Consider the following 14676-nt stretch of genomic DNA (forward strand, 5'->3'; position numbering starts at 1 on the left):
TCAGGGCAAAGTTGCGGATGCCGACTACCGCCCTGCTGCGCATAGTAGACGGCGACAAGCGGGAAACCCATTCATAACCCGTCACACCAGAGGAGACAGTCACCATGTCCAGCGCCACAGCCACTGCGGCTACTCACGAACGGATATCCGGCAAGCGCCTGCATGCCATCATTGTCGGCTCGGCCGGCAACCTGGTGGAATGGTTCGATTTCTATTGCTATTCCGCCTTTGCCCTGTATTTTGCCAATGCCTTCTTCCCCGCCCAGGACCCCACCGCCCAGCTGATGTCCACCGCCGGCATTTTCGCCCTCGGCTTTTTCATCCGCCCCATCGGCGGCATGCTGTTCGGCCACATCGGCGACCGGCTGGGACGCAAGACCGCGCTGATGGCGTCGGTGCTGCTGATGTGCTTTGGCTCGCTGCTGATTGCCTGTGCCCCCACCTATGCCACCGCCGGTATCCTGTCGCCCTGCATCCTGCTGCTGGCGCGCCTGCTGCAAGGCCTGAGCCTGGGTGGTGAATACGGTGCCAGCGCCACCTATCTGTCGGAAATGGCTGACTCCAAGCACCGCGGCTTCTACAGCAGCTTCCAGTACGTCACCCTGATTGGCGGCCAACTGCTGGCCCTGATCCTGCTGCTGGTCTTGCAGAAATTCCTGCTCAGCGCCGAAGAACTGCGTGCCTGGGGCTGGCGCATTCCGTTTTTTGTCGGCGCGGCGCTGGCAGTGCTGGCCCTGCGCATGCGCCACAATCTGCCGGAAACCCAGTCGTTTGAAGCGGCACGCAAATCCGCCAAGGCCATGGGCGGCCTCAGGCAACTGGCGCAGCACCCCAGAGAAGTGCTGCTGGTAGTAGGCCTCACCATGGGTGGCACGCTGGCCTTCTATGTGTACACCACCTATATGCAGAAATTCCTGCGCCTCTCGGTAGGCCTGACCGACATGCAAACCACTGCAGTTTCTGCCGCATCGCTGCTGTTTGCCATGTGCTTGCAACCGATTTACGGCGCGCTGTCCGACCGCATTGGCCGCAAACCCTTGCTGATCGGCTTTGCCCTGCTGGGCACCCTGTTCACCGTGCCGCTGCTCACCGCCATCCGTCACGCCAGTGGTCCGTGGGAAGCGTTTGGCCTGATTGCCTGCGCCTGGATCATCGTCTCCGGCTATACCTCGATCAACGCCCTGGTAAAGGCCGAGCTGTTCCCGGCCAGCATCCGCGCCACCGGCGTGGGCGTGCCTTACGCCTTTGCCGTGTCGGTTTTTGGCGGCACGGCGGAATACCTGGCCTTGTGGTTCAAGTCCATCCAGCTGGAAAGCGGCTTTTACTGGTACACCACTGCGGTGATTGCCTGCACCCTGCTGGTTTGCTGGTTCATGCGTGACACCCGCAAAGGTTCGCTGATTGATGCCGAGGCAAGGCACTGAACTGGATATCTTTCCTGCATGAAAAAAGCCCTACTGCCTGAATGCAGTACGGCTTTTTTTGTTCTGGCCAAAAATCAAACCATGCCCGACAGCCAACCCTTACACGGACAGGCTGCAAGCTGCTGTCATTGAGACGACGGTGCAATCACCCCGGACAAGCGTAATCGTCGGCGCATGCCAGCCATCCATACAAATCAGTTATGCTGTCGGTCTATGAATCATCACGGGGAACGCCATGCCAGATACCGCTTTACTGATCGTCGACATGCAATGCGGTGTGGTGGCCGCAGAACCAGCTGCCGTTCGGCTGGAGCAGGTGCTTGGTAGTCTGAAACTGGCCATTGCCAAAGCGCGGGAGCGTGGTTTCCCGGTGATTTTTGTCCAGCATGAAGAAGCCGGGCTGGAACGTGACAGCGCTGCCTGGCAGCTGCACCCTGCCCTGCCCGCCACGGCCGCCGACCATTTCATCTACAAACGGCATGGCGACAGCTTTTGTGATACCCCGCTGGCCGCCCTGCTGGAGAACCTGGGCGTCAGCAAACTGTGGCTGGGCGGCTGTGCCACCGACTTCTGCGTGGATAGCACCTTGCGCAATGCTGTTTCGCGTGGCTTTCAGGTAACGATGATTGCGGATGCGCATACCACGCTGAGTGCCTTTGCATTGAGCGGTGAACAGGTGATCGACCACTTCAATGCAGTGTGGAATGCCACCAACGCCACCCCGCAGCCCTTGCTGGTTCAGCCTGCTGCCGCACTATAGCCCGGCACTACCGTAGCCTTAAGCTGACAGCGCTGCAAACGGACATTCAAGCTGCCCTGCTCCGTGCTGCAGTGCCAGAAGGGCCTGCGGCTTCACCGGTGCGTATATGGCCATCAGCATCAATCATCAGGATGGATTTTGCCGGTAGCGGATTGGCCGAAAACAGCCGGGAATATTTGGCGATCACCTTGTCCAGCTCACCCTGGCTGCCCGCTGCGGCATATTCCTGCTGGAATGCCTGACTGTCATCCAGCAGGTTCTTGAATTCGCCCAAGGCGTAAACCGTGCTCAGCTCGCGCCCGATACCCGGGTTATCAGTCAAGGCTTGCTTAAGCTGGGCCGCATAGGGGTAATCGGCAGGAAACTGTGGCTGGCCGTTACTATCGTACTGGATGCTGGCTGGTGCAGCCGGAATGCCGTTGGCGGAGAGAAACGCCGGGAATTTCTGGTTGATGTCCTGAGTCAGGGCATCGATATTTCGCTGTGATGGCAGCATCAAAGGGGGAAGTTCGCCGTTCCCCCCTTGCGGTTTTGGCGAAAAATACGATTCCAGATTCAGTGCCACCTCCCCCTTGTCGGTATCCATTTTGATGCCGGCACCTGAAGCTGCGCTCGCCTCCGCGGCCAGACGCTCACGTGCCGCAGATGAAATGCTGATGACATCGGCAAGATTTGCCGTCCGGGCGGCAGTATTGTCAGCTTGGTTCTGCGTGGCGGCAATGGACTTGTATACCCCGGAAACATTGCCAGCACGTGGCAGGCTTGGGATGAGCATGGTGTGCCCCCTGGAATGAAGTGGCAACAACCATGCAAACAGCATGCCAATGCGATCTGCTGGCCAAATGTCATCAACAGCTTCAGAAGGGTCTGATCCACACCCGGCTTGCCTGCATGTCAATGTTTTCAAGCCTTGTTTACCCCGGCACAGACACACGTGATGTCACATGACATGTTTCGTCAGGCGACAACGCTGCAGTGCGGGAGCCACCCACGCCACGCCACAGCCACTACGGGTACAAGCTGCCGCCGCGCTCTGGGTCTATGGGCAGACGCAGCAAACAGCCAGGTGGGCAAGCTGGCCTGTGCACTATTCCCAACAAAGAACAATTATCAGCCTCTTTAAACACTAAGTCAGGATAATTCTATACATAAAGGGTCTATTATAAACAAATCATAAATTATGGCCGATAATTACTCTGCCAACCCAATGTATGCGACTTCCATGCTGGCTGCTGATGCTGCTGATATTCCAGGTTTGTCATGCCACCCCGCTACGGCTGGTGACCTTCGACTATCCACCCTATGTCACAGAGGGTGATCTGGGCCCCGAAGGCCTGGCCACCAGCATAGTGAGCGAAGTCTTTGCCCGGATCGGCAAACATGCACAGATCAAACTCTATCCGATGAACCGTGCGCTCAATCTGGTCAGCCACCGCCAGGTGGATGGTTTGTTCCCGCTAAAAAAGACCCCGGAGCGGGAATTGACCATGGTTTATCCCCATCAACCCCTGCTTATCCAGGACTATGTATTTTTCGTCCGCAAAAACTCGCCATGGAAGTTCAACGGCCAACTGGCATCCATTGCTGGCGCACGCATTGGCATCACCCGCAATGTGTTCTATAGCCCTCGTCTGGACCAGGCATTAAAAGCAGGGCTATTTGCTGCAGTGGATAGCACGGATAGCCATGAATCGAATTTGCGCAAGTTACTGGCCGGCCGGGTGGACATCGTGCCTTGCAGCCGCACAGTAGCACTGCAACTGCTACAAACAATGCCCGGTGGAAGTAATGCAGTACAAACCGGACCTAGCATTGAAAAGGTAGCCAGCTACCTGGTGTTCACTCCCGGCCCAGATGCCACCAAGCTAGCCGCCCTCTTCGACCAGACCATGACCCGCATGACCAAGGACGGAAGCCTGAACCGACTGATTACGAATGATCTGCGCAGACAACAGCAAGCACCCATGCGCATTCACTAGCAAGACATGCGGGGCTTTACTGCAGGTCAACTCCGGGTGTGCCTGCGTGGACTCCAACGTTTCGTACTACTGAATAGCATGTAACACCGCGCCGCTTCGGCCGAAAAGCACTTACTCCACATCAACTCACCCCCAGTGACTCAGCACACCCGTTAACCGGAAAAGTAAAAGGGGCCAACGGCCTCTTTTACTTGATCAGACTGCGACGAACTTTATTCGGTTTAGTGATCGGACAGAATAAAGTCTGTCATGACAATAAATCGTAAGACCATGATTTTATTACATTAAAACAGCGTAACTGAACCGTCCCTAGCTTGTCAGATACCTAGATGGCTGCTTCCTAACGCTTGCCCCAGCGCTGATCCGATATCGACCAGACAAAAAAAGCCAACCGGTGACGGTTGGCTTTTTCTTTTGCAGATCAAGGATCTACGGGAATCCGGTGTGGAGCGGGCGATGGGAGTCAAACACGTAGGCCAGCTTCTACATCAATGGAAGTGCTTTGACATCAAATACCAGAGCACACAATAAGCTTCTTCGCGCAGCAAGATGAGCAACTCTTTGTTTATATCAATTCGATAGTTACTTAAAAGAAGAGTGCTGCCGAAGTCACTACCGAAATAGTACTTACGCTGATCCTCTCAACAACCTCGCTTCAGCCAGAGTGACATAGAGGATAAGTTGCCCTCCATCCTGCATACAGGAGTAAACAAATGTTCATCATTGCAGCCCCACTGGCTTATCTTGTGTTCGCATTCATGTCAGTTGGTATTGGCCATGATCTTGCCGTGCCTGCAGATCAATCCAGCCAGCAAGCCAATGCCTCTATCAAAAACAGCAACTTGCTTGCCATCCAGGCTGATGGAAGCCAATGAGCCGGGCTGAAAGCTGAATCATCCCTGCACTGGCAGCCTTTACATTCACAGAGCTGTCAGCGCTAATCCGGTACTACGACTCGCATTGGACGCGTTCCGATCTTGGCTCCGGTCACTTCATCCACCGCAATTGCTTGAATTTCAGTCCCCGTTTCTGCATCAAAGAACTGCGTCAGCTTGCCACCACCCCGGTATTTGCGTCCCCACGCCCCGATCATGAACAACACCGGTAAAAAATCCCGACCTGCATCGGTCAACAGGTATTCCTCACGCGGCGGGTGCTCCGAGTAGCGCCGTTTTTCCAGCAGTCCTTCCTCAGTCAGTGTCGCCAAACGGCGGGTCAGCATGGTGGGCGCAATACCCATGCTCTTACGGAATTGGTCGAAACGGGTCAGCCCTGCATGAGCATCACGCAGGATCAAAATGCTCCAGGCATCGCCGGCAACGCTCAGGCTGCGGGAGATCGGACAAGGGTTCGCACAACTATTTTCTGTGTCCATACTATTTTGATAGTGACTTATCGGGAAATTGGTAGTATTGTTCGTATCAGTTTGATACTAACACTTCATGGACTGGCAATCCACCCGTCAGGAGAACTCTTTGATGAGCACGAACAATACAGGCACTTCATCGGCCTCCAAGACCGTTGCGCAGCAACATGCTATGCAGCCGGTACGCAAAGCGAAATGGCAGGACGTCGCAACCCGTACCATTAACGTTGGCGCGGTGTCTTTTGCCTATCGCGATCTGGGCCCCGATTCCGGTGTGCCGGTTATTTTTCTGCATCACCTGATGGCAGTACTGGACGATTGGGACCCACGTGTTATCGATGGCATCGCCACCAAGCGTCGCGTCATCGCATTTGACAACCGCGGGGTGGGTGCCTCTACGGGGCGTGTACCCGAGACGGTGGAAGCAATGGGGCGTGATGCCATTGCCTTTATCCGTGCCATGGGGTTCACACAGGTGGATTTACTCGGCTTCTCCTTGGGCGGTGGCGTTGCCCAAATGGTGGCATTGCAAGCACCGGATCTGGTGCGGCGGATCGTGCTGGCTGGTACCGGGCCGCGTGGTGGTGGCGGTATTGAAAAAGTGACCAAAGTGGCCGTTCTGGCCTACATCAAGGCGGCGTTGACCTGGAGCGATGCCAGACATTTTCTGTTCTTTCCCCGTACCACTGAAGGAAAGCGTGCTGCGCGGGATTACTTCACCGCCCTGAAAATGCGGACGACCAACCGCGACAAGGGCATTTCCCTGCAAGCCAGACTTGCCCAATTGAAAGCCATCAAGACTGCCGGGCTGAGTGCGCCAGACGATCTCTCCGTGATCACACAGCCGGTTTTTGTCGCCAATGGTGATCGAGACCTGATGGTGGACAGCAGCCATTCCGCAGACATGGCGCGCCGCTTGCCCAATGCACAACTGACGATTTATCCCGACTCAGGTCACGGCGGCGTGTTCCAGCACTACCGGACGTTTGTGCCCGCCGTGTTGGACTTTCTTGCGGATTGAACTGAGCCGGTTGAGCAGACAAGACAAAAATGAAGAACCAAGGATGGAAGTTGAAAACCATGAAAGCACTCACCTTCAAGCGTTATGGCAAGTCGCCAGAAATCGGCATTACCGAAGTGCCCCGGCCAGCACTCAAACCGGATGAACTGCTGGTGCAGGTTCACGCCGCCGGGCTTAACCCGATCGACAATATGATTCCGACCGGGATGTTCAAGCCGGTCCTGCATTTCAAGCTACCCGGCGTAATGGGGAGTGACCTGGCCGGTGTCGTGACCGAAGTGGGTAGCAATGTGACGCGCTTCAAACCGGGCGATGCCGTGTTTGCCAGCATTTTCGACCTGGGCACCGGGGCGATTGCTGAATATGCCGTCGTGCCGGAGCGTGCAGCTGCACTGAAACCTGAAAATCTGGACTTTGTGCAAGCCGCTTCCATTCCGATGGTGGCGCTCACCTCGTGGCAAGCGCTGAAAGAGCGGGCCAATCTGCAGGCGGGCCAGAAGGTCTTCATCCCGGCCGGGTCCGGCGGGATAGGCACGTTTGCCATCCAGCTGGCCAAGCACCTGGGCGCAAAGGTTGGCACCACAACCAGTACGGGCAATGTTGACCTGGTGCGCAGCCTGGGGGCTGATGAGGTTGTCGACTACAAAAAGCAGGAATTTGAAACCGTGCTGCGTGACTACGATGCCGTGCTGGGCACAACGCGCGGTGATTCCATTGAAAAGTCGCTTTCCATTCTCAAACCGGGAAGTCGTATCGTCTCGCTCGTTGGCCCGCTGGACGCGGCATTTGCCCGCAGCAAACGCTTGAATTTTGTGCTGCGCTTCGTGTTCGGCTTGATGAGCCGCAAGATCATGCGCCTGGCCAAGCAGCGGGACGTCTCTTATTCCTTTCTGTTCGTCCATCCGGATGGCAATCAACTCGCCGCCATCAGCAAGCTACTGGAAACAGAGCAGATCAAGCCGGTAATCGACAAGGTATTTCCGTTCAATCAAGCCAAAAATGCACTTGAATACCTGGCCCTGGGGCGATCCAAGGGCAAGGTCGTGGTCAAGATGTAAGGCGCGCGGTACTTCCCCTTTCCACCAAATCAACTGATCCAGAGCAAACCCATGACTACACTGCCGACCGTTTTCATTACCGGTGCCTCCAGCGGCATTGGTGCCACCTATGCCGAGCGCTTTGCACGTCGCGGCCACAATCTCATTATTGTTGCGCGTGACAAATCGCGCCTGGAGGCCTTGGCCACGCGCCTGCGCGCCGAGCACCAGGTATCTGTCGAGGTACTGCAAGCCGACCTGACCAACACGGCAGAACTGTCCGCACTGGAAACGCGGCTGCGTGACGACGCAGATATTGGCATCTTGATCAATAACGCAGGCATGCCGCAAGCCGGTGGATTCCTGCAGCAGTCCGCCGAGGCGATTGATCGTCAGATCACGCTCAATACCACCGCATTGACACGGCTTGCTGCCGCGATTGCGCCGCGCCTCGCGCAATCCGGCACCGGTGCCATCGTCAATATTGGCTCGGTGGTGGGTTTCGCGCCGGAATTCGGCATGTCGATTTATGGCGCGACCAAAGCTTTCGTTCTGTATTTGTCGCAGGGCTTGAGTCTGGAGCTGTCACCCAAGGGCGTTTACGTACAAGCGGTACTGCCAGCCGCCACCCGCACCGAAATCTGGCAGCACGCCGGCATTGACGTCAACACCTTCCCGGAGGTGATGGAGGTAGGTGAACTGGTTGATGCCGCGCTGGTTGGCTTCGACCGTCGCGAGCTGGTGACGATTCCCCCCTTGCATGTTGCCGAGCGCTGGGATGCGCTGGATGGGGCGCGTCAAGCGCTGATGTCAGACATTCGGCAAGCCCATGCCGCTGAACGCTATCAGCAACAGCACTGAGCCATTTACCGCATCCATCGGAATGTGAATCCAACACCAAGGTCATTGAAATGTCGAATATCTTGTTTAGTCCTACCCAGCTTGGCAGCCTGCCGCTGAAAAATCGCATCGTGATGGCACCGCTGACCCGAAGCCGCGCCATCGCAAATCTGCCCAATGACTTGATGGCGGAATATTACAGCCAACGGGCGGGCGCAGGACTGATCATTACCGAGGGGACATCCCCATCGCCAAATGGCCTGGGTTATCCGCGCATTCCCGGACTGTTCAATGCAGAGCAAGTACAGGGCTGGCAACGGGTGACTGAGCGCGTGCATCAGGCCGGGAGCAGGATTTTTGTGCAATTGATGCATACCGGCCGTGTTAGCCATCCTGCCAACATGCCGGATGGTGCCCGCGTCCTGGCACCGTCACCGATTGCTGTTCCTGGCGAAACGTGGACGGATACGGCTGGTATGCAACCGCATCCGGTGCCGCATGAAATGAATGAAGCGGACATTGCCCAGAGCATTGCCGAATATGCCGAGTCGGCCAAACTGGCCTTGCAGGCTGGTTTCGATGGGGTCGAGCTGCATGCCGCCAATGGCTATCTGATCGACCAGTTTCTTAATACCGCCTCCAATCAGCGCCATGATCGCTGGGGTGGTTCGGTTGAAAACCGCATCCGCTTTGCGGTGGAAGTGGCCAGAGTCACCGTTTCTGCCATTGGTTCCAAACGTGTGGGCATGCGCATCTCGCCGTATGGTGTTTTCAATGCCCAAGTACCGGATACAGAAATGGATACGCTGTATCTGCGCTTGATTGATGAGTTGAATACCCTTGGCCTGCTGTATATCCATGTGGTCGATCACAGCGCAATGGGCGCTCCAGAAGTCAGCCCCGAATTGAAAGCCAGAATACGTAGCGCATTTAACGGGCAGTACATTCTTTCTGGTGGCTACGATGCCGCACGTGCCGCGACCGATCTCAATGCAAACCGTGGCGACCTTGTCGCATTTGGTCGTCCGTTCATCTCGAACCCTGACCTCGTAAGCAAGCTGCAGACCGGGCAGCCATTGGCAGAGCCGGATTTCGCTACCTTCTACACGCCTGGTGAAAAGGGCTACACCGACTATTGACCTAAGCCTCAGCCCGCTTGTGCTTGCGGTCACACCCTGATGGCCTGCGCAACCCGGGCAGATGCTCAAGCAAATTCAAGGAGGGAAACATGCCACTGGTGCGTATCGACATCAAAAAGAACCCTGATGCGACCTTTGCCCAAAAACTGGGCCAGGTGGTTTACGCGTCGATGAAGCAGGCGATCAATGTTCCAGACAAGGACAACTTTCAGGTCCTGACAGAGCACGACGACAATCATTTTGTCTACGACCCCGACTATCTCGGAATCCAGCGGACTGATGGCGTGGTGTTTATCCAGATCACGCTGAATGAAGGACGCTCGACAGAACAGAAAAAGCTGCTCTATCAGACGATTGCGGAGGGGCTCAATGAAGAAGCCGGTGTCCGGCTGGAGGATGTCTTCATCAGTCTGGTCGAGGTCAAAAAAGAAAACTGGTCATTCGGCAGTGGCCTTGCCCAGTACGCAAACTGATGCGCTCGGCACCATCCGCTGATTCAGCACACGAATACTTCCATTAACGGAGCAAAGCATGAAATACACCATTTTTGGCAACACTGGCTTGCGGGTATCGCAAGTGGCTTTGGGTACCGGCAACTTTGGCACTGGCTGGGGCTATGGCGCCGACCCGGACGTTGCCGCAGACATATTTAACGCCTATGCCGAGGCGGGTGGTAATTTTATTGATGCCGCAGACATTTATCAGTTCGGCCAGGCGGAAGCGCTGCTCGGAGACCTCTTGAAAGGACGACGTGAAGATTTTGTTCTGGCAACGAAGTTTACCAACGGCGCGGAACCTGATGCCAACCGGCTTGTAACCGGTAATAGCCGCAAGGCAATGATTGCTTCGGTAGAAGCCAGCCTTAAACGGCTCAAGACGGATCGAATCGACATCTACTGGGCACACCATCCTGACGGCATCACACCCATTGAAGAAATCGTTCGCGGTTTTGAAGATCTGGCACGTGCCGGCAAGATTCTGTACGCAGGTCTGTCGAATTTTCCAGCCTGGCGGCTTTCCCGAGCAGTCACCTACGCAGAATTAACGCATGCAGTTCCCATTGCCGCAGCCCAGTTTGAACACAGCCTGGTACACCGCGAGCCAGAAGCTGATCTGTTCCCTGCATCACTTGCCTTAGGCCTGGGTATCGTCACCTGGTCACCACTGGGGGGCGGCATGCTCACCGGCAAGTATCGACAGGGGGAAAAGGGACGGGCTGAAGGTTTTGGCGGGCGTGTTTTTCAAGCAGAAAACTCAAGCCAGCGCACGCAGATTCTTGACACGGTCCTGGCGATTGCCGCTGAGCTGGGGGTGAGTGCCAGTCAGGTTGCCATTGCCTGGGCAGGGACACACGGTTCCGTACCCATTATCGGGCCGCGTTCGCAAACCCAGCTCAAGGACAACCTTGAAGCGCTGTCTCTGACGCTTTCGGCAGAACAGATTCAACGTCTTGATACCGTTAGTAGTCTGGGTGCATCCATGGCTAGCCGAAAATCGATTGCCTGGCATGATGATCACCAAACTACCCCGGTAGCGTAAGCAGTACGATCTCCCTGCTTTGAGCGCCGTGCTTAAGCGGCATGACCCCTCCATTGCTTGCTACATTGACGGCTGCTTTCATATGAAAAGCAGCTATTTTTTCTATGGACAATCAAAGTCCGCTTTGGCCGACAAACAGTCTCATCGATCCTTGCCCTTGCACATCTTCAAAACCAGCAATCTCAAACGGAAAGAGGCCCTAGCGGGCCTCTTTGTTTAGCACTACCGGCAAAATCGTTCATGCCATCGTCGTGACAGACTTTATTCTTTTAGATCAGTTTAGTCAGAAGCCTGCCCGGTGATTACTCCACCGTGACGGATTTTGCCAGGTTGCGCGGCTTGTCCACGTCGGTGCCGCGGGCCAGGGCTACATGGTAAGCCAGCATTTGTACCGGGATGGTGTGCACAATGGCGGACAGCACGCCGACATGGCGCGGTGTGCGGATGACATGCACGCCGTCCGACTCGCTGAAATGGCTGTCCAGATCGGCAAACACGAACAGCTCGCCACCACGGGCGCGCACTTCCTGCATATTGGATTTCACCTTTTCCAGCAGTGCGTCGTTAGGAGCAATCACCACCACCGGCATGCTTTCATCCACCAGCGCCAGCGGACCGTGTTTCAGCTCGCCAGCCGGGTAGGCTTCGGCGTGGATGTAGGAGATTTCCTTGAGCTTGAGCGCACCTTCCAGCGCAATCGGGTAGTGCAGGCCACGGCCGAGGAACAGGGCGTTTTGCTTGGCAGCAAACTTGTCGGACCAGGCCTTGATCTGCGGCTCCAGATTGAGCGCATGCTGTACCGAACCCGGCAGCTGGCGCAGTGCTTCCTGATAATCGTGCTCGGCTTGTGCATCCACGCGGCCGCGCAGCTTGCCCAGCGTTACCGCCAGGGCAAACAGGCCAACCAGCTGGGTGGTGAAGGCCTTGGTGGAGGCCACGCCGATTTCGGCACCGGCGCGGGTGTAGAACACCAGCTCGCTGGCGCGCGGAATGGCGGATTCACGCACATTGCAGATGGACAGGGCCATGCTGTGGCCCAGTTCCTTGGCGTATTTCAGCGCTTCCATGGTGTCCAGGGTTTCGCCGGACTGGGAGATAGTCACCACAAGGTGTTTGGGGTTGGCAAAGGCGTCGCGGTAGCGGTATTCGCTGGCGATTTCCACATCGCAGCTGATGCCGGCAATGCTTTCGATCCAGTATTTGGCGGTCAGACCGGCGTAGTAGCTGGTGCCGCAGGCCAGAATCTTCACGCCTTCCACTTGCGGCAGCAGTTCGGCCGCGCGGGCACCGAACAGCCCGGCTGCAAAGCCGTTTTCCAGCACCGCTTCGATGGTGTCGGACAGGGCCTTGGGTTGTTCGTGGATTTCCTTTTGCATGAAGTGGCTGTACGGGCCCAGTTCCAGCGAAGCCAGCGATACGTCGGACACATGCACGGCGCGTTCGATCACCTGATCGTTCTTGTCATGCAGTACCACGCTGTCACGGGTGAGCAGGCCGATATCGCCCTCTTCCAGGAAGATGACACGACGGGTGGCGGACAGGATGGCAGACACGTCGGAGGCGATGAAGTGTTCGCCTTCACCCAAGCCTACCAGCAGCGGGCAACCCATGCGGGCGCACACCAGTTCGTCCGGGCGGTCCAGCGCGATGACGCCGATGGCGTAAGCACCGGTCAGTTGGCGGGTGGCTTGCTTCACCGCATCAAACAGGCTGACACCGCCTTGATAGTAGTGATGCACCAGATGGGCGATCACTTCGGTATCGGTCTGCGAGGTGAATTCATAGCCCAGCGCTTTCAGCTGCTGACGCTGTTCTTCGTGATTTTCGATGATGCCGTTATGCACCACGGCAATCTTGTCGAAGGAGATGTGCGGGTGGGCGTTGTGCTCGGTCACACCGCCATGGGTGGCCCAGCGGGTGTGGCCAATGCCAAGCTGGCCTTGCAGGCCTTCTGCCGCTGCAGCGGCTTCCATTTCGGCCACACGACCGACACGGCGCACGCGGCTGATGGCATTACCGGTATGCACGGCGATACCAGCGGAATCATAACCGCGGTATTCCAGGCGCTTGAGGCCATCTACCAGAACCGGTACCACATTACGCGCCGCAATGGCGCCGACGATGCCACACATTATTTTCTCCTTGCACTATCGTTGCCAGCGGGCGCGCAGATCAGCGTGATGCCCTTGGCCTGAATGATTTCCCTGGATTCCGCCGGCAGAGCCTCATCGGTGATCAGGGTGTGAATGGTGTGCCACGGCAATTCCAGATTGGGAATGCGGCGGCCTATCTTGTCCGACTCCACCATGACGATGACTTCACGCGCCACTTCCGCCATCACGCGGGACAGGCCCACCAGTTCGTTGAAGGTGGTGGTGCCACGTTCCAGGTCGATGCCATCTGCACCGACAAACAGCTGGTCGAAGTCGTAAGAGCGCAATACCTGCTCGGCTACCTGGCCCTGGAAGGATTCGGAGTGCGGGTCCCAGGTACCACCGGTCATCAGCAGGGTGGGTTCGTTTTCCAGTTCGCGCAGTGCGGCTGCCACATTGAGCGAATTGGTCATCACCACCAGGCCGCGCTTGCTGCCCAGCAGCGGAATCATGCCGCTGGTGGTGGTACCGCTGTCGATGATGATGCGGTTGTGGTCGCGTATGCGCTCCGCGGCGGCGCGGGCGATATCCAGCTTGCGGTCGGATACCTGGCCCACTTCCGGCTCCACTGCCATTTCACTGGGCAAGGCAACCGCTCCGCCGTAACGGCGCAGCAACAGGCCGCCGGTTTCCAGCAGGGCAAGGTCTTTGCGTATGGTGACTTCTGAAGTGGCAAAACGCCGGGTCAGCTCATCGACACTGACTTCACCACGCTCTTGCACCAGGGTGGCGATGGCATGGCGGCGTTGCTGGGTATTTCGTTTGGTCATTGAAACGTTTCGTTTCGAAAGTTTCGTCATGATATCGACTCGATATGCCGATATCAATCATCAGAACCGTAAAATTTGTTATTTTTCTTTTGCAACTGTATAGACCGGAAACATGGTGGACGGGTGTGCGAACACATGGTGGACACATTCAGCTTTGCTGTTTCACTTCCCTCATGTCAATTTCCAGGCAATGCCGGAAGGCGTAATACACATCAAATATTCCGTCACATCCTTCTCGTGGCCTTATCGCTACGGGCTGACGGTGCAAGGCACTGGATACCTTGAAACGCCTGCCGCGAAATTTCAGCTCACCATTCCAGCCCACGTGCACAACCTCTTCGCTCACGTCATAACTCACCTCCGGCAGAACCTCCGGAAAGGCAATCACGCTAGGGCGATACCGACTGATCGGCGTTTCCATCTTCAATGCTTCATGTGGCCGCTCATGGTTGTAAATCGCTCGCCAAGTATCGAAAGCGCATTGCGTGTGAGCCAAAGAATCAAATGCACGCCCATTCAGAACCTCCGCCTTCAACGTACGGTGAAACCGTTCATCCTTGCCATTGGTTTGCGGATGATAGGGCCGACTATGGCTGGTCCTGATGCCAAGCCGAATCAACCACAACTCCAAAGTCGTCAGTTGCCCCG

General features: G+C 56.4%; 15 protein-coding genes. 10 read left to right on the plus strand and 5 right to left on the minus strand.

The window, feature by feature from the left end; all coding sequences use genetic code 11:
* The first annotated feature begins 104 nt into the window (after window positions 1-104).
* Window positions 105-1424, plus strand: coding sequence for an MFS transporter (locus JHD62_RS03890; protein ID WP_199101838.1), 1320 nt, complete (start codon window positions 105-107; stop codon window positions 1422-1424).
* 235 nt (window positions 1425-1659) lie between these two features.
* Entirely contained in the window at window positions 1660-2184 is a 525-nt protein-coding gene (locus tag JHD62_RS03895; RefSeq protein ID WP_199101839.1) for an isochorismatase family protein, read from the plus strand.
* Between the two features lie 46 nt (window positions 2185-2230).
* On the opposite strand, the gene JHD62_RS03900 is transcribed toward JHD62_RS03895, so the two are convergent.
* Complete coding sequence (locus JHD62_RS03900; protein WP_199101840.1) at window positions 2231-3004, minus strand: hypothetical protein; 774 nt, start codon at window positions 3002-3004, stop codon at window positions 2231-2233.
* 415 nt (window positions 3005-3419) lie between these two features.
* Here JHD62_RS03900 and JHD62_RS03905 point away from each other — a divergent pair, with 415 nt between their 5' ends.
* Together JHD62_RS03905 and JHD62_RS03910 are read left to right on the plus strand one after the other, a co-directional pair.
* Complete coding sequence (locus JHD62_RS03905) at window positions 3420-4163, plus strand: ABC transporter substrate-binding protein (RefSeq protein WP_199101841.1); 744 nt, start codon at window positions 3420-3422, stop codon at window positions 4161-4163.
* 713 nt (window positions 4164-4876) lie between these two features.
* Window positions 4877-5038, plus strand: a complete 162-nt coding sequence (locus JHD62_RS03910) for a hypothetical protein (RefSeq protein WP_199101842.1) — start codon at window positions 4877-4879, stop codon at window positions 5036-5038.
* A 62-nt stretch (window positions 5039-5100) separates the two neighbouring features.
* Here the strand turns inward: JHD62_RS03910 and JHD62_RS03915 are convergent, their stop codons facing one another.
* Window positions 5101-5538, minus strand: coding sequence for a helix-turn-helix domain-containing protein (locus JHD62_RS03915; protein WP_199101843.1), 438 nt, complete (start codon window positions 5536-5538; stop codon window positions 5101-5103).
* 103 nt (window positions 5539-5641) lie between these two features.
* Here JHD62_RS03915 and JHD62_RS03920 point away from each other — a divergent pair, with 103 nt between their 5' ends.
* The 6 genes from JHD62_RS03920 (at window position 5642) to JHD62_RS03945 (ending at window position 11105) form a co-directional block, all read left to right on the plus strand.
* A complete protein-coding gene (locus JHD62_RS03920) occupies window positions 5642-6550 on the plus strand; it encodes an alpha/beta fold hydrolase (protein ID WP_233160609.1) in 909 nt (302 codons plus the stop codon).
* A gap of 59 nt (window positions 6551-6609) precedes the next feature.
* On the plus strand, window positions 6610-7608 hold the full coding sequence (locus JHD62_RS03925; RefSeq protein WP_199101844.1) for an NADP-dependent oxidoreductase: 999 nt from the start codon (window positions 6610-6612) through the stop codon (window positions 7606-7608).
* A gap of 51 nt (window positions 7609-7659) precedes the next feature.
* Complete coding sequence (locus JHD62_RS03930) at window positions 7660-8448, plus strand: SDR family oxidoreductase (RefSeq protein WP_199101845.1); 789 nt, start codon at window positions 7660-7662, stop codon at window positions 8446-8448.
* A gap of 50 nt (window positions 8449-8498) precedes the next feature.
* Window positions 8499-9566: an alkene reductase gene (locus tag JHD62_RS03935; RefSeq protein WP_199101846.1), complete on the plus strand. Its 1068-nt coding sequence runs from the start codon at window positions 8499-8501 to the stop codon at window positions 9564-9566.
* 89 nt (window positions 9567-9655) lie between these two features.
* Complete coding sequence (locus JHD62_RS03940) at window positions 9656-10039, plus strand: tautomerase family protein (RefSeq protein WP_199101847.1); 384 nt, start codon at window positions 9656-9658, stop codon at window positions 10037-10039.
* A gap of 58 nt (window positions 10040-10097) precedes the next feature.
* On the plus strand, window positions 10098-11105 hold the full coding sequence (locus JHD62_RS03945) for an aldo/keto reductase (RefSeq protein WP_199101848.1): 1008 nt from the start codon (window positions 10098-10100) through the stop codon (window positions 11103-11105).
* Between the two features lie 302 nt (window positions 11106-11407).
* Here JHD62_RS03945 and glmS read toward each other — a convergent pair whose 3' ends face one another.
* The 3 genes from glmS to JHD62_RS03960 all read right to left on the minus strand — a co-directional run.
* A complete protein-coding gene (glmS, locus tag JHD62_RS03950) occupies window positions 11408-13237 on the minus strand; it encodes a glutamine--fructose-6-phosphate transaminase (isomerizing) (RefSeq protein WP_199101849.1) in 1830 nt (609 codons plus the stop codon).
* Window positions 13237-14028, minus strand: coding sequence for a DeoR/GlpR family DNA-binding transcription regulator (locus JHD62_RS03955; protein WP_199101850.1), 792 nt, complete (start codon window positions 14026-14028; stop codon window positions 13237-13239). The genes glmS and JHD62_RS03955 overlap by 1 nt, the downstream gene beginning before the upstream one ends.
* A gap of 148 nt (window positions 14029-14176) precedes the next feature.
* Window positions 14177-14676, minus strand: a 500-nt coding sequence (locus JHD62_RS03960) for an integrase core domain-containing protein (protein ID WP_199101851.1), incomplete at its 5' end; no start/stop codon positions are given.

This window comes from Aquitalea sp. ASV11, assembly GCF_016429185.1.
Classification (GTDB): domain Bacteria; phylum Pseudomonadota; class Gammaproteobacteria; order Burkholderiales; family Chromobacteriaceae; genus Aquitalea; species Aquitalea pelogenes.

Bases quoted from the DNA above. Each gene is read 5' to 3' on its own strand.
- JHD62_RS03900 (WP_199101840.1), bottom strand. From the start codon at position 3,004: ATGCTGTTTGCATGGTTGTTGCCACTTCATTCCAGGGGGCACACCATG.
- JHD62_RS03910 (WP_199101842.1), top strand. From the start codon at position 4,877: ATGTTCATCATTGCAGCCCCACTGGCTTATCTTGTGTTCGCATTCATG.
- JHD62_RS03925 (WP_199101844.1), top strand. From the start codon at position 6,610: ATGAAAGCACTCACCTTCAAGCGTTATGGCAAGTCGCCAGAAATCGGC.
- JHD62_RS03920 (WP_233160609.1), top strand. From the start codon at position 5,642: ATGAGCACGAACAATACAGGCACTTCATCGGCCTCCAAGACCGTTGCG.
- JHD62_RS03930 (WP_199101845.1), top strand. From the start codon at position 7,660: ATGACTACACTGCCGACCGTTTTCATTACCGGTGCCTCCAGCGGCATT.
- JHD62_RS03895 (WP_199101839.1), top strand. From the start codon at position 1,660: ATGCCAGATACCGCTTTACTGATCGTCGACATGCAATGCGGTGTGGTG.
- JHD62_RS03945 (WP_199101848.1), top strand. From the start codon at position 10,098: ATGAAATACACCATTTTTGGCAACACTGGCTTGCGGGTATCGCAAGTG.
- JHD62_RS03915 (WP_199101843.1), bottom strand. From the start codon at position 5,538: ATGGACACAGAAAATAGTTGTGCGAACCCTTGTCCGATCTCCCGCAGC.
- JHD62_RS03935 (WP_199101846.1), top strand. From the start codon at position 8,499: ATGTCGAATATCTTGTTTAGTCCTACCCAGCTTGGCAGCCTGCCGCTG.
- JHD62_RS03905 (WP_199101841.1), top strand. From the start codon at position 3,420: ATGCTGCTGATATTCCAGGTTTGTCATGCCACCCCGCTACGGCTGGTG.
- JHD62_RS03890 (WP_199101838.1), top strand. From the start codon at position 105: ATGTCCAGCGCCACAGCCACTGCGGCTACTCACGAACGGATATCCGGC.
- JHD62_RS03940 (WP_199101847.1), top strand. From the start codon at position 9,656: ATGCCACTGGTGCGTATCGACATCAAAAAGAACCCTGATGCGACCTTT.
- glmS (WP_199101849.1), bottom strand. From the start codon at position 13,237: ATGTGTGGCATCGTCGGCGCCATTGCGGCGCGTAATGTGGTACCGGTT.
- JHD62_RS03955 (WP_199101850.1), bottom strand. From the start codon at position 14,028: ATGACCAAACGAAATACCCAGCAACGCCGCCATGCCATCGCCACCCTG.